The sequence below is a fragment of the Enterococcus sp. 5B3_DIV0040 genome, from assembly GCF_002140755.1.
In the GTDB taxonomy this organism is placed as follows: domain Bacteria; phylum Bacillota; class Bacilli; order Lactobacillales; family Enterococcaceae; genus Enterococcus_D; species Enterococcus_D casseliflavus.
Map to the genome: position 1 here is coordinate 1 of NZ_NGLC01000002.1, position 25,503 is coordinate 25,503.

The following is a 25,503-nucleotide window of genomic DNA, read 5'->3' on the forward strand; positions in this document are numbered from 1 at the left end:
CTCTTGGGGGAGATAAGCCTGTTATCCCCAGGGTAGCTTTTATCCGTTGAGCGATGGCCCTTCCATGCGGAACCACCGGATCACTAAGCCCGACTTTCGTCCCTGCTCGAGTTGTAGCTCTCGCAGTCAAGCTCCCTTCTGCCTTTACACTCTTCGAATGATTTCCAACCATTCTGAGGGAACCTTTGGGCGCCTCCGTTACCTTTTAGGAGGCGACCGCCCCAGTCAAACTGCCCATCTGACACTGTCTCCCAGCCCGATAAGGGCTGCGGGTTAGAGTGGCCATAACGCAAGGGTAGTATCCCACCATTGCCTCCATCGAAACTGGCGTCCCGATCTCTACGGCTCCTACCTATCCTGTACATGCGGTACAGACACTCAATATCAAACTACAGTAAAGCTCCATGGGGTCTTTCCGTCCTGTCGCGGGTAACCTGCATCTTCACAGGTACTAAAATTTCACCGAGTCTCTCGTTGAGACAGTGCCCAAATCGTTACGCCTTTCGTGCGGGTCGGAACTTACCCGACAAGGAATTTCGCTACCTTAGGACCGTTATAGTTACGGCCGCCGTTTACTGGGGCTTCAATTCGTACCTTCGCTTACGCTAAGCACTCCTCTTAACCTTCCAGCACCGGGCAGGCGTCAGCCCCTATACGTCATCTTTCGATTTTGCAGAGACCTGTGTTTTTGATAAACAGTCGCTTGGGCCTATTCACTGCGGCTGCTCGTTAGAGCAGCACCCCTTCTCCCGAAGTTACGGGGTCATTTTGCCGAGTTCCTTAACGAGAGTTCTCTCGCTCACCTTAGGATTCTCTCCTCGACTACCTGTGTCGGTTTGCGGTACGGGCCGTTGTTTTCTCACTAGAAGCTTTTCTTGGCAGTGTGACATCAGAAGCTTCGGTACTATTATTTCCCTCCTCATCACAGCTTGTCCGTATAGGTAGAAGCATTTGACTCCTACCAAGACTTACTGCTTGAACAGACATATCCATCAGTCTGCACTTCTTAGCCTCCTGCGTCCCTCCATTGCTCAAACAAAAACAACGGGTACAGGAATATCAACCTGTTGTCCATCGCCTACGCCTGTCGGCCTCGGCTTAGGTCCCGACTAACCCTGGGCGGACGAGCCTTCCCCAGGAAACCTTAGTCATTCGGTGGACAGGATTCTCACCTGTCTTTCGCTACTCATACCGGCATTCTCACTTCTAAGCGCTCCAGCAGTCCTCACGATCTGCCTTCAACGCCCTTAGAACGCTCTCCTACCAATGCACCTAATGGTGCACTCCACAGCTTCGGTAAACTATTTAGCCCCGGTACATTTTCGGCGCAGGGTCACTCGACTAGTGAGCTATTACGCACTCTTTAAATGGTGGCTGCTTCTAAGCCAACATCCTAGTTGTCTGTGCAACCCCACATCCTTTTCCACTTAATAGTTATTTGGGGACCTTAGCTGGTGGTCTGGGCTGTTTCCCTTTCGACTATGGATCTTATCACTCACAGTCTGACTCCCGGATATGAATGAATGGCATTCGGAGTTTATCTGAATTCGGTAACCCGAGATGGGCCCCTAGTCCAAACAGTGCTCTACCTCCATCATTCTCAATTCCGAGGCTAGCCCTAAAGCTATTTCGGAGAGAACCAGCTATCTCCAAGTTCGTTTGGAATTTCTCCGCTACCCACACCTCATCCCCGCACTTTTCAACGTACGTGGGTTCGGTCCTCCAGTGCGTTTTACCGCACCTTCAACCTGGACATGGGTAGATCACATGGTTTCGGGTCTACGACAACATACTCATTCGCCCTATTCAGACTCGCTTTCGCTACGGCTCCGTCTCTTCAACTTAACCTCGCATGCTATCGTAACTCGCCGGTTCATTCTACAAAAGGCACGCTATCACCCATTAACGGGCTCTAACTTGTTGTAGGCACACGGTTTCAGGATCTATTTCACTCCCCTTCCGGGGTGCTTTTCACCTTTCCCTCACGGTACTGGTTCACTATCGGTCACTAGGGAGTATTTAGCCTTGGGAGATGGTCCTCCCGGATTCCGACGGAATTCCTCGTGTTCCGCCGTACTCAGGATCCTCCTAGGTGTTATCCAAATTTCGCCTACGGGGTTTTTACCCTCTTTGACATACTTTTCCAAGTATTTCGACTATCTGAATAGACTACCATATCGGAGTCCTACAACCCCAACAAGCAAGCTTGTTGGTTTGGGCTTTTCCCGTTTCGCTCGCCGCTACTCAGGGAATCGAATTTTCTTTCTCTTCCTGCAGGTACTTAGATGTTTCAGTTCTCTGCGTCTACCTCGACTGCGCTATGTATTCACGCAGACGTAACATCCTATAAAAGATGCTGGGTTCCCCCATTCGGAAATCTCTGGATCATAGCTTACTTACAGCTCCCCAAAGCATATCGGTGTTAGTCCCGTCCTTCATCGGCTCCTAGTGCCAAGGCATCCACCGTGCGCCCTTATTCACTTAACCTTTGACCTTACGGTCGGTTTTGAGTACTTCTTCTAGCGATAGAAGGTTGCTCAAGAAAATAAGCGTTGAACTTATTAAAAAACTCTTTTAACATTTCAACTCGGTGTGTGTTACTTGTTTTGATTATTTCTTCGATATCCAGTTTTCAATGAACAAAGCTTAACGACCATTGTCGTTAATGGAGCCTAGCGGGATCGAACCGCTGACCTCCTGCGTGCAAAGCAGGCGCTCTCCCAGCTGAGCTAAGGCCCCGGGTATTTACTTGAGAGTAGACCTCTCAAAACTGAACAAAGGCAAACGATGTGTAGTCTTCCGAAATATTCCTTAGAAAGGAGGTGATCCAGCCGCACCTTCCGATACGGCTACCTTGTTACGACTTCACCCCAATCATCTATCCCACCTTAGGCGGCTGGCTCCAAAAGGTTACCTCACCGACTTCGGGTGTTACAAACTCTCGTGGTGTGACGGGCGGTGTGTACAAGGCCCGGGAACGTATTCACCGCGGCGTGCTGATCCGCGATTACTAGCGATTCCGGCTTCATGTAGGCGAGTTGCAGCCTACAATCCGAACTGAGAGAAGCTTTAAGAGATTAGCTTAGCCTCGCGACTTCGCAACTCGTTGTACTTCCCATTGTAGCACGTGTGTAGCCCAGGTCATAAGGGGCATGATGATTTGACGTCATCCCCACCTTCCTCCGGTTTGTCACCGGCAGTCTCGCTAGAGTGCCCAACTAAATGATGGCAACTAACAATAAGGGTTGCGCTCGTTGCGGGACTTAACCCAACATCTCACGACACGAGCTGACGACAACCATGCACCACCTGTCACTTTGCCCCCGAAGGGGAAGCTCTATCTCTAGAGTGGTCAAAGGATGTCAAGACCTGGTAAGGTTCTTCGCGTTGCTTCGAATTAAACCACATGCTCCACCGCTTGTGCGGGCCCCCGTCAATTCCTTTGAGTTTCAACCTTGCGGTCGTACTCCCCAGGCGGAGTGCTTAATGCGTTTGCTGCAGCACTGAAGGGCGGAAACCCTCCAACACTTAGCACTCATCGTTTACGGCGTGGACTACCAGGGTATCTAATCCTGTTCGCTCCCCACGCTTTCGAGCCTCAGCGTCAGTTACAGACCAGAGAGCCGCCTTCGCCACTGGTGTTCCTCCATATATCTACGCATTTCACCGCTACACATGGAATTCCACTCTCCTCTTCTGCACTCAAGTCTCCCAGTTTCCAATGACCCTCCCCGGTTGAGCCGGGGGCTTTCACATCAGACTTAAGAAACCGCCTGCGCTCGCTTTACGCCCAATAAATCCGGACAACGCTTGCCACCTACGTATTACCGCGGCTGCTGGCACGTAGTTAGCCGTGGCTTTCTGGTTAGATACCGTCAAGGGATGAACGTTTTACTCTCATCCTTATTCTTCTCTAACAACAGAGTTTTACGATCCGAAAACCTTCTTCACTCACGCGGCGTTGCTCGGTCAGACTTTCGTCCATTGCCGAAGATTCCCTACTGCTGCCTCCCGTAGGAGTCTGGGCCGTGTCTCAGTCCCAGTGTGGCCGATCACCCTCTCAGGTCGGCTATGCATCGTTGCCTTGGTGAGCCGTTACCTCACCAACTAGCTAATGCACCGCGGGTCCATCCATCAGTGACGCAAAAGCGCCTTTCAACTTTCTTCCATGCGGAAAATAGTGTTATACGGTATTAGCACCTGTTTCCAAGTGTTATCCCCTTCTGATGGGCAGGTTACCCACGTGTTACTCACCCGTTCGCCACTCTTTTTCTTTCGGTGGAGCAAGCTCCGGTGAAAGAAAAAGCGTTCGACTTGCATGTATTAGGCACGCCGCCAGCGTTCGTCCTGAGCCAGGATCAAACTCTCATAATGATTTGTTTGAATGACCATACGGTCATTAAGCTCATAAAAATTAACTTTGCTAGCTATTGCTTGCATGTATTTGTTTCAATAAATTGAAACGTCCTACACATTGGTTCGTTTGCTTGCTTTGTTCAGTTTTCAAAGGTCTACCGTGCTGTGTTAGCAACTTTTATATCATATCAGAGTGACATTTAATTGTCAACTCTTTTTTAAAAGTTTTTTTCGCTCGTTGTTTTTCAACTTCGTAGCGGCTGTCTCAGCGACTTAATTAGAATAACAAATGATTTGTTATTTGTCAACAACTTTTTTCAATTAATTTTGTTGATCTATCAACATCAATTAACTATTTTAAAATTGCGACTTCGTTATAATATCATCTGTCGAGCTGTGCGTCAACTACTTTTTTCAATTCTTTTTAGGAATTCATTTAGTCATTTGGCACATGTAATAATATACCAACTAAATCCCTTGCGGTCAATCATTTTCTATGGCTTTTTTCAATTTTTACAAACCCGTCTAATCGCATTGGATCCAGCTTTTATCGTTCGCATTTAATCCGTTTTCTGGCAACTTTCGTGGCGTTTTTCCCTCTAATTCCTCGCTGTTTTTCTCCCTGATCCAGCAGACAAGAAAAAAAGCCGCCCACCTCTTGCGAGTGGACGGAGTTTTTTTATCTCATTGTTGGGAATAATAAAACGTCGCGAATCGATTGCGCATCTGTCAACAGCATCACTAAGCGATCGATCCCGATCCCTAATCCACCAGTTGGCGGCATACCGTATTCAAGTGCTTCTAAGAAATCTTCATCCACCCCATGGGCTTCATCATTTCCTGCTTCGCGCTCTTTTTCTTGCCCTTCAAAACGTTCTCTTTGATCAATTGGATCATTTAGTTCCGTGAAGGCATTCGCAAATTCACGACCAACGATAAATAATTCAAAGCGGTCGGTAAAGCGTTCATCTTCTGGATTCTTTTTCGCTAATGGCGAAACTTCCACTGGATGACCGAAGACAAAGGTTGGCTGCTGTAACGTTTCTTCAACAAATGTCTCAAAGAATTCATTGATGATATGGCCAACAGTCATGGCATCAGTGATTTCAACATGATGTTCTTTCGCTAAGCTGCGGGCTTCTTCAACGGACATTGGTTGCCAGAAATCAACACCTGTTTGATTTTTGATTGCATCGACCATATGGATTCGTGCAAAGTCGCTAGCTAGATCGACTTCTTGTCCATCGTATTGGATCGTTGCTGTATGCAAGACTTTTTCAGCAGCATTACGGATAATGCCTTCGGTCAGATCCATCACATCTTTGAAATCTGTATATGCCGTATACGCTTCTAGCATTGTAAACTCAGGATTATGGGTCGTATCGATCCCTTCATTTCGGAAAACGCGACCGATCTCATAGACTTTTTCCATGCCGCCCACGATCAATCGTTTTAAGTGAAGCTCAAGAGCGATCCGTAAATACAGATCCATGTCTAAGGCATTGTGGTGGGTAATGAAGGGACGAGCCGCTGCACCACCTGCTTGATTATGCAATACTGGCGTTTCGACTTCGATATACCCATGACCGTCAAGGTAACGACGAATTTCGCTGATGATTTGGCTTCGTTTCATGAAACGATCAAAGCTTTCTTTATTACTGATCAAATCCAAGTAACGTTGACGGTAGCGTTGTTCTACGTTCGTCAAGCCATGGTATTTGTCAGGCAATGGACGCAATGCTTTTGATAAGATCACGATTTCTTTGGCTTTGATGGTCACTTCACCGGTATCGGTCTTCATGATTTCACCAGATACGCCGAAGAAATCACCTAAGTCTGCGTGTTTGAATACTTCGTAAGGTTCATCCCCTACTTGGTCTTTACGTACATATATTTGAATACGGCCTTCGCGGTCTTGTAAATGTGCAAAACCAGCCTTACCTTTTCCACGTTTTGTAACGATTCTTCCTGCAATGCTTGCTGAAAGATTCATTTCGGCTAATTCTTCTTTGGTTCTTTGATCAAATAACTCATGTAACTCGGCAGAATTATGGGTGCGTTCGAATCGCTTGCCAAAAGGATCAATGCCTTCTTCCCGTAGTTTTTCCATCTTTTCACGGCGAACCAACATTTGATCATTCAATTCTTCTTGTGTTTGTCGTTCCTCTGTCACGAGTTTTCCTCCATTCTTAACTTGGGTTTCCTTCTTATAATGCCAATGATGACGCAAAAAATCAAGCCGAACTTTCGAATCGACTTGATTTGTTTCTTATTCCTTAAGAGTTGCTAGCGGCTGTTTTTCGGTCTTTTCCACAAATGCATCTAATAAATCAAAAATCGTCTGCTTATCTTCCGCTTGGTTGATAGCTGCCTTCACTTTGGCTGCCCGCGAAATACCTTTTAAGTAGTACGCAGCATGTTGACGGAATTCTCGCGAAGCGATTTTTTCCCCTTTTAGCTCAGCCAAACGTTCTAAATGAAGTTTCGCTGTCGAAATTTTTTCTCGCGGTGTTGGTTCTGGCAATAACTCGCCTGTCTCCAAGTATTGCTTGGTGCGGTGGATCATCCATGGATTGCCTAACGCTGCCCGTCCGATCATCACTGCATCTGCACCGACTTCTTCCAACATTCGCTTGGCATCTTCAGGGGTTTTGACATCGCCGTTGCCCATAAAGGGAATCGTGATACTTTGCTTCACTTGTTTCAACACGTCCCAATCAGCCGATCCTTCATACATCTGTACACGGGTTCTGCCATGCATACCGATCGCTGCGGCACCCGCTGCTTCTGCGGCTTGGGCATTTTCAACCGCAAAGATGTGCTGCTCATCCCAGCCGATCCGCATTTTTACGGTAACGGGCTTGCCGATCGCACTGGAAACAGCATGGACCATTTCATAAACCTTGTCGGGATCTAAAAGCCACTTCGCACCAGCTTCTGCTTTGATGATTTTGTTTACAGGACACCCCATGTTGATATCAATGATATCGGCAGTTGTGTTTTCTGCGACAAATTGCGCTGCTTCTACTAAGGATGCTTTATTCCCACCAAAAATCTGAATACTAAGAGGATGCTCGGTCTCGTCAATAAATAGCATCTCAAGGGTCTTCTTGTTCCGCAGTTGAATCCCTCGATCACTGATCATCTCACAGACGACTAAACCCGCGCCAAATTCTTTGACTGTCACACGAAACGCAGAATTGGTGATCCCTGCCATTGGCGCAACGACGACGCGGTTGGGAATCTCAACCGAGCCGATCTGCCATGTTTGTCTATCTTTCACTTACGCTTCCGCCTCTTTCTTCAATGCCGCCAATTCCGTTTCATCAAAATGATACTTGTTGCCACAAAACGAGCAGACTGCCTCTGCCCCGTGGTCTTCATCGATCATCGCTTGGATCTCATCAGCCCCCAAGGTAATGATCGCCGTCGCAAATTTTTCTTTCGTGCAATCACAATGGAACTGGACTGGCATTTTTTCTAGTACTTCGATCGTCGTGTCTGGCAACAATGTCGCTAAGATCTCTTCTGGTGATTGTCCTTCATCGATCAAGGTTGATACTCGAGGCAATTCTCCCAAACGTTTTTCGATGGCATCAATGATCTCTTCACTGGCACCAGGCATGATCTGCAGCATAAAGCCACCGGCTGCCCGAATTGAATCATCGGTTTCTACTAATACACTCAGACCAACAGCAGAAGGAATCTGTTCTGACACTGCTAAATAATAAGTAAAGTCTTCCCCAAGCTCCCCAGAGACGATCGGTGTTTGTCCAGAGAAGGGTTCTTTTAGCCCTAAGTCTTTGATCACGGTAAAGATCCCTTGGTCACCCACTGCGCCCCGAACGTCCAATTTCCCTTGAGGGTTCAACGGCAGACTGATCTGCGGATTTTTTATGTATCCTTTTACGTCCCCACGGCCATTGCTGTCTACGACGATTGCCCCAGCAGGACCATTTCCTTGAATTTTGACGGTCAATTTGTCTTCCCCTTTTAAGGTACTGCCTAATAACAAACTTCCCACCATCGCTCGCCCTAAAGCAGCGGATGCCGTATTCCATGTTTCATGGCGTCGTTGTGCTTCGGCGATCGTTTCTGTTGCCGATACTGCATATGCTCGGACGAAGCCGTCATATGCTAGTGCTTTTACTAAATAATCCTTCATCTTGATTCTCCTTTTTATTCATTAATGAATCATACTAGGAAGCGCCGCTTTTTTCAACTGAATGTGTTTGAATTTAAGGAAAGTCTTCTTAAATAGAAACAAAAAGGCACCGAGTTTCCTCGGTGCCTTGATACGTCTTGTTTTAGGCGTTATCATCTTTGTTTTCTTGATCAGTCGGTTGACTTTCGCTATTGCGGCGAACGTCTTCCAATTGTTGATCAAAATCGTTTGATGGTGCATCTTCGCTGTGTTTTTCTGCAGCTTGCTTCTCTGCATCTTTTTCTTCCAGCGCACGTTTCGCTTCTTCAAACGTTTGAGCTTTTTCACTAGGATACTCAGAGCTTTCGGTTCCTTCAGGCATTTTGCCTTCTTCAAACAAGGATTTGATTGCTTTGGCATCTAATGTTTCATGTTCAAGCAGTTTTTCAGCGATCAATTTGTGCTGTGCACGGTGTTCTTCAATGATTTCATGGGCTTTTTGATGAGCATCCATTAAAATCTTGCGAACTTCTTGATCGATTTCAAAGGCAACTTGTTCAGAGTAAGCTTTTGTTTGACCATAATCACGACCAACAAAGACTTGATGGTTTCCTTCATATTGAACTGGACCTAACTTGTCACTCATTCCATATTCTGTCACCATGCTTCTTGCAAGCGCAGTTGCTTGTTCAAAGTCATTGGAAGCACCCGTTGATTGTACACCGAAGATGATTTCTTCAGCCGTACGACCACCAAGCAACCCAACGATTTGTTCAAACATATCTTCTTTGGTCATCAAGAATTGATCTTCTTTCGGCAAGGCGATCATGTAACCACCCGCACGTCCCCGAGGAATGATCGTTACTTTGTGTACCACACGGGCACGACTCAAGACTAACCCAACAATGGTATGTCCTGCTTCATGGTAAGCAACCATTTCACGTTCGCGTTTGTTGATGACCCGGTCTTTCTTCGCAGGACCAGCGATCACGCGGTCTTCTGCTTCATCGATATCTGAAGCATCGATTTTTTTCTTGTTACGACGAGCAGCAACTAATGCCGCTTCGTTCAAGACGTTTTCCAGATCCGCACCGGCAAAGCCTGGTGTTTGTTGGGCAACGACTTTCAAATCAACATCATCTGATAAAGGTTTGTTGCGGGCATGGACACGGAGGATCGCTTCACGACCTTTCACGTCTGGACGACCAACCAAAATCTGACGGTCAAAACGACCTGGACGTAGCAACGCTGGATCTAAAACATCCGAACGGTTCGTTGCGGCAATGACGATCACGCCTTCATTCCCATCAAAACCATCCATTTCAACCAACAACTGGTTCAATGTTTGTTCCCGCTCATCATGTCCGCCACCCATACCGGCACCACGTTGGCGACCGACGGCATCGATTTCATCGATAAAGATGATGGCTGGTGCATTTTTCTTCGCTGTTTCAAATAAGTCACGCACCCGGCTTGCACCGACACCGACAAACATTTCAACGAAATCTGAACCAGAGATCGAGTAAAACGGTACGCCAGCTTCACCAGCAACGGCTTTGGCTAGTAATGTTTTCCCGGTTCCTGGAGGCCCCTCAAGTAAGACACCTGCTGGGATACGAGCACCTAATTCAACGAAGCGTCGAGGGTCTTTCAAGAATTCCACGACTTCGACAAGCTCTTGTTTTTCTTCTTCTGCACCGGCTACGTCTGAAAAACGCACGCGGTTGGCTTTTTTATCCGCTTCTTTGGCTTTAGATTTGCCAAAGTTCATCACACGGCCGCCACCGCCACCGCCGCCACCTTGTTGGCTCATCATCATGTAGAAGAAGAAAATGATGATCACAAGTGGTAAGAAGCTAACCAAAAGCGATAACCAAATGCCGCTGTTGGATTCTTCTTCGATCGTGGTTTTGACCCCTTCTGCCGAGGCCAAACTGGTGACTTCGCTTAGTGTGGAATCATTCGGTAAAATGATCGTTGAAAAGCGGGTCGAACTCGCCTGTGTATTACCTAAAACAGACAAGCTGTTGTCATTGCTGACGGTTTGTTCTTCATTGTATTCACCCACGATTCGATACACACCGTTAGCGGGTTGAACAGTAAACTGTTTGATCTTCCCGTCTTTCAGCTGCTCTGTAAACGTGGAGTACTCGATCGTTGGGGTCTGCTGATTGCCATTTCCAAAAATGAAATATACGACCATGACCATCGCCAACAAGACAAGTACATAATATAAGGTATTTTTTACCATACCGTTATTTTTCTTATTCATGCGTACCTCCCTGGCTATTTTGTTTTATCAATCCTGACCATTTAATTGTATCACAATTGATTTAGAACAGTCACTAATTTGACTGATAAACACTAGGTTTTAAGACGCCAACGTAAGGTAAGTTTCGATATTGCTCTGCATAGTCCAGTCCATATCCAACAACAAACTCATTTGGCACATCGAAGCCGACATAATCTGCATCGATCTCAACGACACGACCTTCTGGCTTATCTAATAACGTTACGATTTTCACTGATTTCGCTTTACGGTATTTGAATAGATCCACCAGATAAGCCAATGTGCGACCGCTGTCAATGATGTCTTCAACGATCAAGAGATCACGGCCCTCAACATTTGTATCTAAATCTTTGATGATCTTGACTTCCCCAGATGAAATCATGGCATTGCCATAACTTGAGACATCCATGAAGTCTAACTCCAAGTAACAATCCATCTCACGAACGATGTCTGCCATGAAAGGAACGGCACCTTTCAGCACACCTACGACTAGAGGATTTTTATCCGCATAAGCCGCCGTTAATTCTTGACCAAGTTCCACACAACGATTTTTGATTTCGTCACGGGAAATCAAAATTTTCTCAATATCTTTATCTAGCATAAAGTTCTCCTTCCAACTCTTACTTCTGGTATTTATAAAGAAGTATGTAGTGTATTTTATCAGTTTCTGGCGCAATACTCAAATAGGAAAATGTATGAGGTAGTAAGGCAATCACCTCTTTTTCAAGGTTTGTGACGACCCAACTTTTTTCTCGCGCTTCATTAGGAATTTTTGAATCGATAAAAAAACGACTGATCTTTTTGGTCAGACCACGCGCCAAGCGGATTCGGTCTCCCGGCTGGCGCTTACGCACCACCAGCTCAGAGGAATAGTTTAGCGGTAAATCTCGGGAAAACTCTGACCAATTTGTGATTTTTTTGGGAATATGCTGTTCATTTATCGGAAAATACCCAATCCATTCCTTTTCAGAAAGATAGATCCCCTCCCCTAAAACCAGTCGCTGACTGACTTCTGTCAACGGCGCTGCAGGCTTTTGGGGAACAGTAACAGGTTCCAATAACAATTGGTCATAACTGCGCCGCAGCTGCCACTGTTTGTGCAACGCCAATTGCCATTGCCCTTTCTTTTCATCTAGCAGACGCAATAACTGCGGCAGCTGTTTTTGATTGAGGGGCTGCTTCGTAAAAGCCTCTGCTTGCTGTAAAAAACCCGCATAGAAAAAATAGCGTTGCGCTGGCGAAAATGTCGGCAGCTGCTGCAGATCGATCACTAAGCGAGCAGCTTGCTGTTGAACGAACGCAGACAACCATTGCTGCTGCTCTTGTTGGATCAGCTGATTGGCGAACTGTACTTCTTCAGAAAGCTGTTGAAAATGCGGCAGCAGCTGCGGATTTTCCACTTTTAAGGCTGGCACTACTTGCTGGCGTAGTCGGTTTCGCAAATACAGCGGTTCGTGATTGCTTTCGTCTTCAAAGTAGGGAATCTGCTGTGCTTGCGCATAGTCGTAAATCGCTGCCTTGCTGACAGTAAGCAGTGGACGCAACAAGATCCCTGTGTGAAAAGGCTGCTGCTGTTTCATCCCGCCAGCCGATCGCAAGCGACCTTCTCGCATCATCTTCATCAACATCGTTTCTACTTGGTCATCACTGTGGTGAGCAGTCAGCAAAACATCATAGCCTTCTTGAGACATGACGTCGGAAAAAAATGTATAGCGAAAGTTTCGAGCGCTAGCTTCTACGCCGGTTTCTGGCGGATTTTCCCAGCACCGTTCATAAAAAGGAATACCGCGTTCTTGGCAGTACTGCCGTAAAAAAGCCGCTTCCTTGGCAGATGCTGGACGCAATTGATGGTTCACATGCGCCACACTAAAACATGGCTCTTTTTGCATTTCAGGAAACAACTGACAAAAGATCTGCAACAAGACCATCGAATCGACGCCCGTCGATACCGCCAGCAAAAAGCGGCGTTTTTTTTCAGGATCGATGGCAGTGAGTTGCGCTTGAACGGTTTGAATGACCATCGTTTGACCTCCTTCTCATTTGGTAATCCCACAAGAAAGAAAGCTGAAACAAAACGAACCAACAGTTTTGTTCCAGCTTTTTCCAACTTGCTATTCATGTTTAGTTACGGCGTCCGCCGCGGCCACCGCGTTTTCCTTCTGTATTTCGACGTAATGACGAAAGACGATCATCACTATCTTTTAGAAAAGAACTCATCAATGAATCGAAGTCTTGTTTATTTACATTCGTATTTTGATTGCGTGAAAAAGATTTTTTCGGATTTGGTCGATTGAATTCTTTTTTCGGGTATTCACGTTTTTCTTCCGGTTTATCTTCTGCTTTGCGGATCGATAGGCCGATTTTTCCATCGTTGCCGATTGCCGTAACAAGTACTGTCACTTCATCCCCAACAGACAACACGTCGTGAATGTCTTTGACGAATCCGTTTGATACTTCACTGATATGCACCAAACCAGTTTTCCCTTCACCAAGATCAATGAACGCACCAAAATTTGTAATACCAGACACTTTGCCCTTTAGTTTCGCTCCAACTTCGATTGACATATAAAAAATGTTCCTCCTAATTTTTACCCATTTAAAATAATTCAAACTACTGCGCTGAGTAGGTATGACATTGCTTAATCTTGTGACTCTGTGGATGATGATTCTTGTCCGCTTTGCGAAGAACGCTCATTGGTGTTTTGAGAATCCGTCCCGTCTGGCAAGACTGGATAGATTTTTTCGCCATCTTTTGAGTAGAAGAATCGGCTGCGGGCCAATTTTGCCACATACTCATCGTCTTGCAACAAGGCAACGTCTCGCTCCAGTGAAGCCACCTTTTGTTCTGCCTCTTTTTGTTCGGCGACTGTTTCCGCCTTATATTCCTTTAGCTTTTGCAGGCGCATTTGATCGTTGAACATTTGAATCCCTACGATCGCAAATATCGCTAATGCCGCCACGAAAAACGCCACCAGCCGACGTCGGCGAAACACGACTTGCCGCCGCTCTTTTTCAAACTTGGCAAATTGCTCTTTCGCATAATCGGTCTGCAATAGTTCTATTTTTTTATTTGATTCTTTTGCCACCTGAACTCGCTCCCGTCGCTGTCTTTGTTTTTTACATTATACCAACATCCGCAAAGCTTGTCTAACTGAAAATGCCGTAAAAATCAAGCATTTTCTGAGATTCTTTCCTCTGAAACGATCTCATACATTTTTGCAGCGTCTTCTTTTTTCGTCGATTCATGCAATTCATTGACTTTTACTTCCAAGACCTTATTCCCGAATTGAATGCGCATGGTATCGCCTACTTTGACGTCACTGCTTGACTTGGCTAATTTGCCGTTGATCTGAATGCGTCCCTTGTCTGCCACTTCTTTGGCCACAGAGCGACGCTTGATGATGCGGGAGATTTTAAGAAATTTATCTAATCTCATGTTTTTCACCTCTTCTTAATAGTTTCTTTCCAAATGGAACTAACAGCCATTCGCGAATCGTTAACAATTTGATTTTGATCGCTGCCCCGATAAAGGCTGCACCTCCCAGACCGACACCGCCTAGGCAAAAAAGCAGTGCCTGTAGTCGATGGGTCAAAGGACCGTTCAATAAGATCGCAACGAAGCTATAATATAAGAATAGCACGCTTGCCATGATCCCTAAACAAATAAATAGTTTTTTTCCATAATTTCCTTCATGCCAAAAGTGATTGATGCTGCTTTTTGCTCGACGCTGTTCGGAAACCACAAAACAGCATAAGGTCGCGCCTAACCCCAACAGCGTACTGATACTCGCTCCTGCAGTCCCATAAGAAGCAGTCAGCGGCCACATCGATAGACATTTGATCAAAAGACCGATCCCCGCAGCCAGCAAGCCGAAGGTATAGGTATTACGACTTTGTTGAATGCTTTGATAGGCTTGGATCGTCGCCATCAGAGCGATGGAAAAGACAAACAATACCAGCGCCGCATTGCCAGAACCGTCTTTGAATAAGGCAAAGTTAATATAAGGCAGCAAAATCGCTAAGCCCACGGCGGAAGCCGAAGCAATCCCGATCGTCAGGCGCAAATACATTTTTGCCGACTTTTCAAACAGCTGCTGATTTTTTACCGTCAAATACTTGGTCAACGTTGGCAAAAACGTCGAGCTTAATGCCATCGCCACCACAAGACCTAGTTGGACGAGGGGTTGTCCGCGATCATAGATCCCTTTTGAAATTCGGGCTGCTTGTGCCGTCATCCCCCCCGCTTCTAGCGCATTGGTCAATAAAAACGAATCCGCTAACTGGAACAAGATCAAATAGCCGCTATAAATCGTCAACAGACCGCCTTCTAAGAAGAACCGTTTCTTCAACGAGGCGGATAAACCAGCGGGATTTTCTCCTGTACTGGTGACTGGTTTATGCCATAGCGATAGGCGTTTGCCGTTGATTTGTCGGCTATAATAACTTAAGATCCACCACGCCGCAAGGCCCCCGACTAAGGCACCCATCATGGCGACAGTCCCCGTTTGATAAATCGTCCAGCCCAATTGCTGGAAAGCTGCCGCAGCACCTAAAATCACACCAACTCTAAGCAGCTGCTCTACGACTTGGGAAACTGCTGTCGGCACCATTTGCAAATTTCCTTGAAACATTCCTCGATAAAAGGTCAAAGGCGGGACAAATAAGAAGGTAAAAGAAACGACTCGAATCAAGCCCGCCAGTTGGTGGTCCCCCATCACTTGTGCGATCGGACCAGCAAATAAAAAGGTCACCGCCCATAAACCGATCGCAGACCAAAGCACGAAAGGCGTCAACGCTTGCAGCCGTTCCTTGCTTTTCAAAGGATCGGGTTCTTCAGCGACGATGCGGGAGATAAACTGTGGCAACCCTGACAACGCTAACGTCATCGCCAATCCATAAATCGGATAGACTTGTTGATACACATAAAACCCTTCGTCCCCTACCAGGTTCTGAAAAGGGACCCGATAAACGGCACTTAAGATTTTTGCGATAAAGGAAGCGATCGTTAAAATAAACGCCCCTTCCATCGTACGCTTCAATTGTGATTTCGGCATCCCGCTGGTTCCTTTCTAGCCTTGGCTGGCGTATTTTTGTTCCCGTAACGCTTTGACAAAATCTTGGATTTCTAATAGCCAGGTGCTTTCCTTCATCACTGGCGGAATCTGTAATTTGATGGTCATTTGCTCATGATCGACACCCATCGTGGCTTTTAATTTAGTAGCTTTCAATGCTTCAAACAGCTGCTCCACCGAATAATTTTTCGTGCCGACTTTACTCAAAGTAAACGACACCGTCTGCTGCTGCTTGCGGATAGTTTCTAACAAGGCACGATCGCCGTTCATTTTGATCTCGCCCACCGTTAAGAGATGTGCCACTTCTACAGGGTATTCACCGAAACGGTCTAATAGATCATCTTGAAGTTCATCAACTGCTTCTTGGGATTCCAGCTCACGAATTCGTTTGTAGATCTCGATTTTTTGCCGTTCGTCTTCAATATACGAAGTCGGTAAGTAGGCATCGATCCCCAGATCGATCTCGACGGTCGTTTTTTCTGTTTGGGTATTTTTCCCTTGTTTCCGAGTGACTGCTTCAGACAGCATTTGCGAGTACATGTCAAACCCGACTGCATCGATAAAGCCGTGCTGCTGCGCCCCCAATAGATTTCCCGCTCCACGAATCGAAAGATCTCGCATCGCGATTTTGAAACCTGACCCCAACTCGGTAAAGTCCTTAATGGCTTGCAGCCGTTTTTCACTGACTTCATTCAACACTTTTTGCTGTTCATACATGAAATACGCATAGGCGACCCGATTGCTCCGACCGACACGGCCGCGCAGCTGATACAACGTCGAAAGCCCCATGTAATCGGCATTTTCCACAAACAACGTATTGGCATTGGGAATATCCACACCGGTTTCAATGATCGTCGTCGTCACCAACACATCGTATTGCCCTTCAATAAAGTCAAACAGGGTATTTTCCAATTGAATCTCGGTCATTTGCCCGTGGGCATACGCGATTCGTGCGTCTGGCACTAACGCCTGCAGTTCTTCGACTTTCCGCTCGATCGTATCGACACGATTATAGAGATAAAATACTTGACCTCCCCGTGCCATCTCCCGTTGGATCGCTTCTCGCACTGCTCCTGGATTCATCTCCATCACATAGGTTTGGATCGGGTAACGATTTTCTGGTGGTGTTTCGATCACAGATAGGTCCCGTACCCCCAGCATCGACATATGCAATGTTCGTGGGATCGGCGTTGCCGTCAACGTCAACACATCGACTTGCGAACGCAGTTGTTTCAAGCGCTCTTTGTGTTTGACCCCAAACCGTTGTTCTTCATCGATCACCAACAAGCCCAAATCAGCAAACTCGACATCTTTTGACAATAATCGGTGGGTCCCCACCAAAATATCGACTTGCCCTTTGCGCACTTGCTCGATCGTTTCATTCTGCTGTTTTTTCGTCCGAAAACGACTCAGTACCCCAACATTGACGGGGAATCCTTCAAAACGATCGACCATCGTTTCATAGTGCTGCTGCGCCAAGATCGTTGTCGGTACTAAGAAAGCCACTTGTTTGCTTTCTTTGATCGCTTTAAAAGCAGCCCGCAGCGCCACTTCTGTTTTCCCAAAACCAACATCCCCGACTAACAAACGGTCCATCGGCTTTTCTTTTTCCATATCCCGCTTGATCTCTGCCGTACTGCGCAGCTGATCATCGGTTTCCGAATACGGAAAGGCATCTTCAAATTCTTTTTGATAGGCATCGTCTGGTTGAAAGGCATAGCCTTTTTCTGATTCGCGTTTGGCATACAATAAAATCAAATCATCTGCGATGTCTTCAATTTTTGCCGTCACTTTGCGCTTGGTCTTCGCCCACTCGCTGCCACCTAATTTATTGATTTTCGGTGTTTTCGATTCGGAAGCCACATATTTTTGAATCAAATTCAATTGGGTGACTGGAATAAAGAGCTTGTCTTCGTTTTGGTACAAGATCGTCATGTAATCTTGGTGGACGCCATCGACTTCTAAGGTTTCCATGCCGATGTACTTCCCGATCCCATGATTCGCATGGACGACATAATCGCCCGCTTTTAACTCATTGTAGCTTTTGAGCCGTTCCGCATTGGTGACATTTTGCCTGCGGGCTCTTTTTTTGTTCATCTTTTGGAAAATTTCTTTTTCCGTAACCACCACTAGCTTGTCTTGCGGCATTTCAAAGCCGCTTTGCAAACGTTCCACCACGATTTGGGTGCGTCCTGTAAACAGGCGGTCTTGTTGCGTCTGCACGGCATAGATATCATGATCTCGCAGATCTTGCTCTAACTTCTTGGCCCGCTCTTGGTCACTGACCAGAAAAATCACCGTCTGCTGCTGCTTCTCCCAGCGATCGATTTCAACTTTCAAGAGACCCATTTGGCTGAAAAACTGCTGCATCGGCCGGTATTGGAATTGATGGATCGCTTGGAAGCGAATGTTCCCCATTCCTTTTTGGAATAAAGAAAAGAAGCTGGTCACAAAGGTTTCTTTTTGCAGCAGCTGATGGACATCGATCCCGAATTGCTGTTCAGAAAAGACCCGCAGCTCCGCTAATTTTTGGGTATGCCACTCCGCCTCTTCCCGTTCGATCTCACGATTGGTCTCCATGATCCGAGCATAATCATCGATCATCAAAAAGGCATCTTCAGAAAAATAATCTAAGACACTCGTTTGCTGACGATACAGTAAATCCGTGTAATAACGGGCACTTTCACCAGGAATCCCCGCTTGCCATTGAGAAGCCAACTGGCCAAAATAATCTTCTAAAAAGGCGCGATCGGTTGCTTCTTTGGTGACTGCCAACCGTTTGTTCAATAATTCTTGCAGCTGCTTTTGCCCCGCAGCTAAATCTTCCGCTGAGAAAACCAATTCGGTAGTGGGTAAAATAGCCACTTGCTGCAGCGTTTCCACTGAGCGTTGCGTTTCCACGTTGAAAGAACGCATCGAGTCGATTTCTACATCGAATAACTCGATCCGTACGGGATATTCGGCGTTTAATGGATAAATATCGAGGATGCTCCCACGAATACTGAATTCGCCAGGTTTGCCAATCATTGACTGACGTTCGTAACCCATCAAGATCAATTGTTGCGGCAAACGCTCTAAATCGATCTCATCGCCGATCTGCCATTGAAATTGATTGGCTAACCAGGTTTTCTTTTCAGGCAAATACTTTCGCAAAGCCGCCACCGGCAACACATAGATCCCCGTTTTCCCTTGAGAAACAGCATTCAGCGCTGCCACGCGTTCTTCTCTGGCTTCTGGTGAAGAAAAAGCCATTTCGGCTGACAACACTTCATCCACTGGAAAAACGTAGACATCTTCCGTCACATTGCGCAGATCTTCGGCTAGTTGATTTGTATAATAGAGATTAGGTGTCACGACGATCACTTGTTTTTGAAATGCCTGATACACACCAGTGATCGCTAATGTTTTTGCCGATCCAGCTAGACCGGTCAGTAATTGCCGGGGGGCCTGTTCACGTAAACCTGTATGCCAAGCCGCCACTGTCGGCACTTTATTTATTAATTCAATTAAATCCATCTCGGCCCTCCTTAGTTAAATCGATTCATTGTGGCAAGAAAGTCGCCGTTGGTCAAGTAATCACTACTTGCCTCGACCGCTTTATCAATACTTTGTAAAACGATGGGCAGATCGTCTTTTGCAAAAGGACTCAGGACATGATTGACCACGGTTTGTCCTGGACGTGGACGATCGATCCCGATTTTGATACGGTCAAAGACTGTTGAATCCAAATGAGCGATCAAACTCTTGATCCCATTGTGGCCACCTGCACTGCCTTTTTGGCGCAAACGAATTTTCCCTAACGCTAAATCGAGGTCATCATAGACCACCACTAGTTCTTCTTGGTAGATGCCAAAATAGGTCATCAACGGGCCTACCGCACGACCGGATTCATTCATGAAGGTTTGTGGTTTGACCAAAAGGATTTTTTCACCCTTCAAGAAAAACTCTGCCACCTCTGCTTCAAAAGCCGACTTTTTAAAGGTTGCTTGGTACTTTTGTGCCAACGCATCCACTACCATAAAGCCAACATTATGTTTGGTTTTTTCATATTTTTTGCCAGGATTTCCCAAGCCTACAATCATTTTCATTTTTTATTTACGCTCCATTATTTCTAGTTTCAAGCTGATTCTTCATCTATTTTATCGGTTTTCTTATCCAAACACAAAATACTGGGCACACAAATGCGCCCAGTTCTTTTGCTTAGGTAATTATAACACGAAATGGACTGTTATGGTGGCACCCTCTTGCTCAGTTTTTATCTTTCTTAACGAATCTTAATAAAACCTTGATATATCTTCTTTTTGACGTAATAACAAAGAAAGCATTTACAACTGAAACAGCGATATTTTGTGTAATATTGTTGTGCAAATCACATGACAAACATACTTGAAAATGGTAGGATGATAGCGAGTAAAACAATTATGCGGAAGGAATGATACACAGATGACTGCAAAAACGAACAAAAAAGATCACCAAAAGGTAATTCTTGTTGGAGACGGTGCGGTTGGTTCTAGTTACGCGTTTGCGCTGGTGACCCAAAACATTGCGCAAGAAGTCGGAATCATTGATATAAATACAGCAAAAACAGAAGGCGACGCAATTGACTTGTCCCATGCTTTGGCATTTACTTCCCCTAAAAAAATCTATGCCGCTTCTTATGAAGATGCACATGATGCTGATTTAGTCGTTATTACTGCTGGTGCGCCTCAAAAACCAGGCGAAACCCGTTTAGACTTAGTTCATAAAAACTTGAAAATCAACCGTGAAGTAGTTACCCAAATCGTTGATTCAGGCTTTAACGGAATTTTCTTAGTTGCAGCAAACCCAGTCGATATTTTGACTTATTCTACTTGGAAATTCTCAGGCTTCCCGAAAGAACGCGTTATCGGTTCAGGTACCTCATTAGACTCTGCCCGTTTCCGTCAAGCATTGGCTGAATTGGTCGATGTCGATGCCCGTAATGTCCATGCCTATATCTTAGGGGAACACGGCGATTCAGAATTCCCTGTTTGGTCTCATGCCAACGTAGCTGGCCTACAAATCTATGAATGGGTCAAAAACAACCCAGACATCGATGAAGAAGCAATGGTCAACATTTTCTTCAGTGTTCGTGATGCAGCCTACACCATCATCGAGAAAAAAGGTGCGACCTTCTACGGGATCGCGGTAGCCTTAGCACGGATCACTCGTGCGATCTTAGACGATGAAAATGCTGTTCTCCCATTATCTGTGTACATGAACGGCGAATACGGCTTAAACGACTTGTACATCGGTGCGCCTGCAGTCATCAATGCCCAAGGGATTCAAAAAGTAATTGAGATCCCATTAACAGATGGTGAAAAAGACCGGATGGCCGCTTCGGCAAAACAATTAAAAGATATTCTTGATGAAGCTTTTGCAAAATTAGATGCGGAAGACAATCAATAATTTCTTTTCCCTCGTGTTAAATAGTCAATTTTAGTTAGTCAATTATGCGACTGAACGAATCCTCCAGCTCACTCTTTTTCAGAATCCTTTGATCAAGATGGCTTGCTGCCGATTCGTTCAGTTTTTTTATCGTAAGAAATGCGTTTCTACAGCTTGCCTAAAGATAGTTTAAGAATTTTCTATTTTTCATGGAAGTTTCATTTGCCATATTCGCTTTCCCGTGGGAATATGGTATGATTTAAGCGTTATTATCTATTATGCCATTAGAAAAAAGGAGTAGTTGAATGACTCGTTCAAACAAACATACTGACGCCAAGAATAATACGAAGAAAATTGTTCTGATCGTTGTGGCTGCTTTACTCGTAGTGATCGCTGGCGGCTATACCTACCGAAGTACATATTATGCAAACCGTTTTCTACCAAAGACTGAAATCGATGGGATCGACATCAGCAACAAAACCGTTGCCGAGGCCAACGACCTGCTGCATGATCGCTATTCACAAGAAGACTTTACCATCAAAGATGGTGATAGCGAATGGAAAACAGTCAACCTTGCTCAATTTGGTTTGCAGACGGATTTCACCGATGAGCTGCAATCATTAAAAGATGAACAAAATCAGTGGAGCTGGGGAATGGCTTACGTTTCGGCTGCCGAAGAAAAGAAGCTAGACAATCTCTCAGTAGACCAAGACACCTTGACTAGCGAGACCAACACGATCCAAAAAGAACTCGAAACCTTAAATGAAGATCGTACCAAATCGGCTGATGCCACGTTGGAAAAAGGCGAAGACGGCTTTTCTATCAAACCAGAAGTTGACGGCGATGCCATCGATGTTGACAAAGCAGTGGCAGACTTGCAAGAAGCCATCGTCAGCGGCGAAAAGGAATTGAATCTCGTTGATTATGTCACAAAACCAAGTGTGACCGCCGATGATCCAGACTTAACGAAAGAAATGGATTCGTTGAATAAAATCGCCAAAGTAACCGGCAATTATACGATCAACGGAAATACGTTTCAAATCCCAAGAGAAACGATCATGGATTGGCTCTCTTATAAAGACGGCAACACAACGATCGACGAAGACAAAGTAAGAAGCTATGTCACATCGATCGGCGAACAATACAATACTAGCACCAATTCTTCGACCTTCCAAAGTACCAAGCAAGGCGAAGTGACAGTCCCAGCCGGTACTCTTAGCTGGACGATCCAAACCGATGCGGAAACAGAAGCATTGATCGAGGCGTTAAAAGCAGGCGAAGACTTCACCCGCACACCGATCGCTCAAGGAAGCACCGATGCAGGCAGCCCGCTGTTTGGCAACACCTATATCGAAGTTGATCTAAAAAACCAACACATGTGGTATTACAAAGATGGCGAGTTAGTGTTGGATACGAAAATTATCTCTGGGAAACCAGCCACACCAACACCAACTGGCGTCTTCTATGTCTGGAACAAAGAAGAAGATGCAACCTTGACTGGTGAAGATTATGCGTCCCCTGTTGATTACTGGATGCCCATCGATTGGACCGGTGTCGGTATCCATGATTCTGATTGGCAGACGGAATACGGTGGCGATCTTTGGAAAACCCGTGGTTCTCACGGCTGTATCAATACTCCGCCAGGCGTGATGAAAGAATTGTACAGCAAAGCCGAAGTCGGTACACCCGTGATCGTGATTTAATCAAAAAAAGAATCAAACCTTTTTATAGACGAACCAAAAGCCGCAAAAGAAAAATCTTTTGCGGCTTTTTTGTTGTCTCCCAAATGTTCCTATTTACAAAGAACGGTTTAATTAATATACTTAATTAACCAATTTAATTAATAAGGAGAAACATTTTGGAAAAAGTCATTTTTATTGATCGTTCTACTTTGGCTGGAAGTCTGATCAAAATTTTCGCCCGCAACATCCAACTGCTGTCCGAGGATCAAATCAGCGTAACTGTTGTGACACCAGAACGTCTGGCGAATTATCGTTTTTCGCAAGAAAAACTCGTTTTGGTCGATCCCTTGCTTTCTTTAACAGATCCGATGATCAAGCAGGCCATCCCACCACGCATCAACCGCCTTTCGTTTCCCGTCAATCATTACAGCGGGATGAATACTGAAGCCATTCTAGAATTGATCCAACAAGCATAACCTAAAAAGGCGGACGGAAACCAATGGTTTCTGCCGCCTTTTCTCATGCCACTTCCCCTTTGCTAGACTATCGCTTCTTCTTGTTCTAACAAAGTAACTTGCTCTCCTTTGTCTTGCAGTGCAGCAACGTGCATCGTGCCCCATTGGCAAAGTGTATCCAATAAGCCGCCTAAGGTTTCTCCATATTCACTCAAGGAATACTCAACTTTAGGTGGTACTTGATTATATGACTTGCGAGTAACGATGTCAGATTCTTCTAATTCCCGCAATTGCTGGGTCAACATTTTTTGACTGATGCCAGGGATCTTCCGCCGTAAATCACTGGGACGTAATGCCCCATGGCGTAAATTACAAAGAATGATTGGTTTCCACTTCCCGCCGATGACATCCATGGTTGCTTCAACACCGATATTATAAATTTTTTCTGCCATTTTTTTCACCTCATTACGCTTGATACCACACAAAGGTTACCAAAAGGTGGGTATCAAACAAAAAAGTACGTACTATACAGTATTACCACCTCATTATATGATGATACCAGAAAAAAATAAAGGAGATGTTTTTATGATCGAAAAATTATCAGATACCGTCACCCTGAACAACGGCAGTGAAATCCCCGGGTTGGGGTTAGGTGTCTTTCAAATCCCTGAAGCTGACACAGCAGAGGTCGTGAAGCAAGCGATTATCAATGGCTATCGCTTGATTGATACAGCAGCGATTTACGGCAACGAAACAGGAACAGGGGAAGGAGTCAAACAAGGCTTACAAGAAACGGGGTTGGCTCGTGAAGAACTCTTTGTCACTTCCAAACTTTGGAACGATCATTTAACTTATGATGAAACGATCCACGCCTTCAATGAAAGTTTGGCCCGCTTAAACCTTGAGTATCTCGACTTGTACTTGATCCATTGGCCAGGAAATCAAGCATTTCAAGAGTCCTGGCGTGCCTTGGAAGACCTCTATGCGGCAGGAAAAATCAAAGCGATCGGAGTCAGCAACTTCCAGATCCATCATCTGGAGCAATTATTGTCCATTGCTAAGGTCGTTCCTGTTATCAATCAGATCGAGCTGCATCCCAAACTGACGCAGCAAGATCTGCGGGCTTTTTGTGCCGAAAAGGGGATTGCGATCCAAGCCTGGTCACCTTTGATGCAAGGCAAACTGCTGAAAGATGACACCGTCTTGGCGATCGCCGATGCACAGCAAAAATCAGCGGCACAAGTGCTTTTACGCTGGGCTATCCAACAAGGGATCTTAGTCAATGTCAAATCGACACACCCCGAGCGAATGATCGCCAATGCAGCGATTTTTGATTTCCATTTATCAGAAGCTGACATGGCCCGCTTGAACGCATTAAATGAAGACTTACGAGTGGGTCCAGATCCAGACACATTCGATTTTCATTAACCAAACGATATACTAAACAAAACCTTAGGAGGAAGTATAATGACAAACACAAACACAGGCTTTTCAATGGTTAACCACGTGGGAATCACCGTCAGCAATCTCGAACGTTCCATCCAATTTTATGAAGCATTAACGGGAAAGAAAATCGCCAATCAAGATACGATCGGCGGCAAACGCATGGCGCAAACGCAAGGATTAGCAGATACACTGATCAAATATGCCAATCTTCATTTAGACAATCTCAACATCGATCTTTTAGAATACGTCGAACCAAAATCCAACAAAGCCAGTTATTCCAATGAACAAATCAGCGCCATGCATCTTTGTTTTGAAGTCGAAGCGATCGATGAAGCCGTTGCTCGTCTAAAAGCCATTGGCGTTGAGCCTGACGGCACCCCCATCGTTTTTGAAGAACAAGATGGTTTAAAAAGCGGTTTCGGGACAGGTGTTGCCTACTTTACAGATCCAGACGGTACCAATCTTGAATTGATTGCACCAAAAGGCCCTTTTCAACGGGGATAAAAAACCGGATGGCGCTGCAAATCGCCATCCGTTTTTTTGCTAGAAGCACGTATTTTTCGATTGTTCCCCTTCATAGAAGCGTTCATAGCGGATACAATAAGTATGTACTCCTCTTTAGTGGCTTCACTTACTTATCCAACAAATCGCA

General features: G+C 45.5%; 18 protein-coding genes, 1 tRNA gene and 2 rRNA genes. 5 read left to right on the forward strand and 16 right to left on the reverse strand.

Annotated features, from left to right (window positions below; genetic code table 11):
- The 15 genes from A5883_RS12310 to pth form a co-directional block, all read right to left on the reverse strand.
- Nucleotides 1-2,487, reverse strand: a 23S ribosomal RNA gene (locus A5883_RS12310); the annotation flags it as partial.
- A 179-nt stretch (nucleotides 2,488-2,666) separates the two neighbouring features.
- A tRNA-Ala gene (locus A5883_RS12315) sits at nucleotides 2,667-2,739 on the reverse strand.
- A 76-nt stretch (nucleotides 2,740-2,815) separates the two neighbouring features.
- Nucleotides 2,816-4,374: ribosomal RNA gene (locus A5883_RS12320) — 16S ribosomal RNA — on the reverse strand.
- A gap of 661 nt (nucleotides 4,375-5,035) precedes the next feature.
- On the reverse strand, nucleotides 5,036-6,529 hold the full coding sequence (lysS, locus tag A5883_RS12325; protein WP_005230758.1) for a lysine--tRNA ligase: 1,494 nt from the start codon (nucleotides 6,527-6,529) through the stop codon (nucleotides 5,036-5,038).
- A gap of 96 nt (nucleotides 6,530-6,625) precedes the next feature.
- Nucleotides 6,626-7,639: a tRNA dihydrouridine synthase DusB gene (gene dusB, locus A5883_RS12330; protein ID WP_086338746.1), complete on the reverse strand. Its 1,014-nt coding sequence runs from the start codon at nucleotides 7,637-7,639 to the stop codon at nucleotides 6,626-6,628.
- Nucleotides 7,640-8,521 (reverse strand): Hsp33 family molecular chaperone HslO, encoded by an 882-nt coding sequence (hslO, locus tag A5883_RS12335; RefSeq protein ID WP_005230756.1) that lies wholly within the window; start codon nucleotides 8,519-8,521, stop codon nucleotides 7,640-7,642.
- A 142-nt stretch (nucleotides 8,522-8,663) separates the two neighbouring features.
- Nucleotides 8,664-10,772, reverse strand: coding sequence for an ATP-dependent zinc metalloprotease FtsH (ftsH, locus tag A5883_RS12340; protein WP_010749000.1), 2,109 nt, complete (start codon nucleotides 10,770-10,772; stop codon nucleotides 8,664-8,666).
- A gap of 73 nt (nucleotides 10,773-10,845) precedes the next feature.
- Complete coding sequence (hpt, locus tag A5883_RS12345) at nucleotides 10,846-11,391, reverse strand: hypoxanthine phosphoribosyltransferase (RefSeq protein ID WP_005230750.1); 546 nt, start codon at nucleotides 11,389-11,391, stop codon at nucleotides 10,846-10,848.
- A 19-nt stretch (nucleotides 11,392-11,410) separates the two neighbouring features.
- Nucleotides 11,411-12,811: a tRNA lysidine(34) synthetase TilS gene (gene tilS / locus A5883_RS12350; protein WP_086338747.1), complete on the reverse strand. Its 1,401-nt coding sequence runs from the start codon at nucleotides 12,809-12,811 to the stop codon at nucleotides 11,411-11,413.
- Between the two features lie 100 nt (nucleotides 12,812-12,911).
- Nucleotides 12,912-13,355 carry a S1 domain-containing RNA-binding protein gene (locus A5883_RS12355; protein WP_010748998.1) on the reverse strand — a complete coding sequence of 148 codons (444 nt, stop codon included), beginning with the start codon at nucleotides 13,353-13,355 and terminating at the stop codon, nucleotides 12,912-12,914.
- A gap of 74 nt (nucleotides 13,356-13,429) precedes the next feature.
- Nucleotides 13,430-13,876 carry an FtsB family cell division protein gene (locus tag A5883_RS12360; RefSeq protein ID WP_005230746.1) on the reverse strand — a complete coding sequence of 149 codons (447 nt, stop codon included), beginning with the start codon at nucleotides 13,874-13,876 and terminating at the stop codon, nucleotides 13,430-13,432.
- Nucleotides 13,877-13,959: 83 nt separating this feature from the next.
- The gene (locus A5883_RS12365) at nucleotides 13,960-14,226 is read right to left on the reverse strand and encodes an RNA-binding S4 domain-containing protein (protein WP_005230745.1); all 267 of its coding nucleotides are present in this window, start codon (nucleotides 14,224-14,226) and stop codon (nucleotides 13,960-13,962) included.
- On the reverse strand, nucleotides 14,213-15,844 hold the full coding sequence (locus tag A5883_RS12370) for a polysaccharide biosynthesis protein (protein ID WP_086338748.1): 1,632 nt from the start codon (nucleotides 15,842-15,844) through the stop codon (nucleotides 14,213-14,215). The genes A5883_RS12365 and A5883_RS12370 overlap by 14 nt, the downstream gene beginning before the upstream one ends.
- A 15-nt stretch (nucleotides 15,845-15,859) precedes the next feature.
- Nucleotides 15,860-19,378, reverse strand: a complete 3,519-nt coding sequence (gene mfd / locus A5883_RS12375; RefSeq protein ID WP_016608449.1) for a transcription-repair coupling factor — start codon at nucleotides 19,376-19,378, stop codon at nucleotides 15,860-15,862.
- Nucleotides 19,379-19,389: 11 nt separating this feature from the next.
- Entirely contained in the window at nucleotides 19,390-19,950 is a 561-nt protein-coding gene (gene pth / locus A5883_RS12380; RefSeq protein WP_015510502.1) for an aminoacyl-tRNA hydrolase, read from the reverse strand.
- A 355-nt stretch (nucleotides 19,951-20,305) separates the two neighbouring features.
- Between pth and A5883_RS12385 the strand changes: the two genes are divergently transcribed.
- The 3 genes from A5883_RS12385 (at nucleotide 20,306) to A5883_RS12395 (ending at nucleotide 23,426) form a co-directional block, all read left to right on the forward strand.
- Nucleotides 20,306-21,289, forward strand: coding sequence for an L-lactate dehydrogenase (locus A5883_RS12385; RefSeq protein ID WP_005230720.1), 984 nt, complete (start codon nucleotides 20,306-20,308; stop codon nucleotides 21,287-21,289).
- A 284-nt stretch (nucleotides 21,290-21,573) separates the two neighbouring features.
- Nucleotides 21,574-22,971 carry a L,D-transpeptidase family protein gene (locus tag A5883_RS12390; RefSeq protein ID WP_074536490.1) on the forward strand — a complete coding sequence of 466 codons (1,398 nt, stop codon included), beginning with the start codon at nucleotides 21,574-21,576 and terminating at the stop codon, nucleotides 22,969-22,971.
- A gap of 155 nt (nucleotides 22,972-23,126) precedes the next feature.
- Nucleotides 23,127-23,426: a hypothetical protein gene (locus A5883_RS12395; RefSeq protein WP_086338749.1), complete on the forward strand. Its 300-nt coding sequence runs from the start codon at nucleotides 23,127-23,129 to the stop codon at nucleotides 23,424-23,426.
- Nucleotides 23,427-23,488: 62 nt separating this feature from the next.
- On the opposite strand, the gene A5883_RS12400 is transcribed toward A5883_RS12395, so the two are convergent.
- Nucleotides 23,489-23,857, reverse strand: a complete 369-nt coding sequence (locus A5883_RS12400; protein ID WP_016608452.1) for a winged helix-turn-helix transcriptional regulator — start codon at nucleotides 23,855-23,857, stop codon at nucleotides 23,489-23,491.
- Between the two features lie 97 nt (nucleotides 23,858-23,954).
- Between A5883_RS12400 and A5883_RS12405 the strand changes: the two genes are divergently transcribed.
- Both A5883_RS12405 and A5883_RS12410 read left to right on the forward strand, forming a co-directional pair.
- The gene (locus A5883_RS12405) at nucleotides 23,955-24,833 is read left to right on the forward strand and encodes an aldo/keto reductase (protein WP_375838819.1); all 879 of its coding nucleotides are present in this window, start codon (nucleotides 23,955-23,957) and stop codon (nucleotides 24,831-24,833) included.
- Between the two features lie 39 nt (nucleotides 24,834-24,872).
- Nucleotides 24,873-25,355, forward strand: coding sequence for a VOC family protein (locus A5883_RS12410; RefSeq protein ID WP_086338751.1), 483 nt, complete (start codon nucleotides 24,873-24,875; stop codon nucleotides 25,353-25,355).
- Nucleotides 25,356-25,503: the final 148 nt, after the last annotated feature.

Excerpts from the sequence above, each read along its gene's own strand:
- A5883_RS12355 (WP_010748998.1), bottom strand. The coding sequence starts at position 13,355 with ATGTCAATCGAAGTTGGAGCGAAACTAAAGGGCAAAGTGTCTGGTATT.
- ftsH (WP_010749000.1), bottom strand. The coding sequence starts at position 10,772 with ATGAATAAGAAAAATAACGGTATGGTAAAAAATACCTTATATTATGTA.
- A5883_RS12365 (WP_005230745.1), bottom strand. The coding sequence starts at position 14,226 with ATGAGATTAGATAAATTTCTTAAAATCTCCCGCATCATCAAGCGTCGC.
- A5883_RS12400 (WP_016608452.1), bottom strand. The coding sequence starts at position 23,857 with ATGGCAGAAAAAATTTATAATATCGGTGTTGAAGCAACCATGGATGTC.
- A5883_RS12390 (WP_074536490.1), top strand. The coding sequence starts at position 21,574 with ATGACTCGTTCAAACAAACATACTGACGCCAAGAATAATACGAAGAAA.
- hslO (WP_005230756.1), bottom strand. The coding sequence starts at position 8,521 with ATGAAGGATTATTTAGTAAAAGCACTAGCATATGACGGCTTCGTCCGA.
- mfd (WP_016608449.1), bottom strand. The coding sequence starts at position 19,378 with ATGGATTTAATTGAATTAATAAATAAAGTGCCGACAGTGGCGGCTTGG.
- hpt (WP_005230750.1), bottom strand. The coding sequence starts at position 11,391 with ATGCTAGATAAAGATATTGAGAAAATTTTGATTTCCCGTGACGAAATC.
- A5883_RS12405 (WP_375838819.1), top strand. The coding sequence starts at position 23,955 with ATGATGATACCAGAAAAAAATAAAGGAGATGTTTTTATGATCGAAAAA.
- pth (WP_015510502.1), bottom strand. The coding sequence starts at position 19,950 with ATGAAAATGATTGTAGGCTTGGGAAATCCTGGCAAAAAATATGAAAAA.
- A5883_RS12385 (WP_005230720.1), top strand. The coding sequence starts at position 20,306 with ATGACTGCAAAAACGAACAAAAAAGATCACCAAAAGGTAATTCTTGTT.
- A5883_RS12410 (WP_086338751.1), top strand. The coding sequence starts at position 24,873 with ATGACAAACACAAACACAGGCTTTTCAATGGTTAACCACGTGGGAATC.
- A5883_RS12370 (WP_086338748.1), bottom strand. The coding sequence starts at position 15,844 with ATGCCGAAATCACAATTGAAGCGTACGATGGAAGGGGCGTTTATTTTA.
- tilS (WP_086338747.1), bottom strand. The coding sequence starts at position 12,811 with ATGGTCATTCAAACCGTTCAAGCGCAACTCACTGCCATCGATCCTGAA.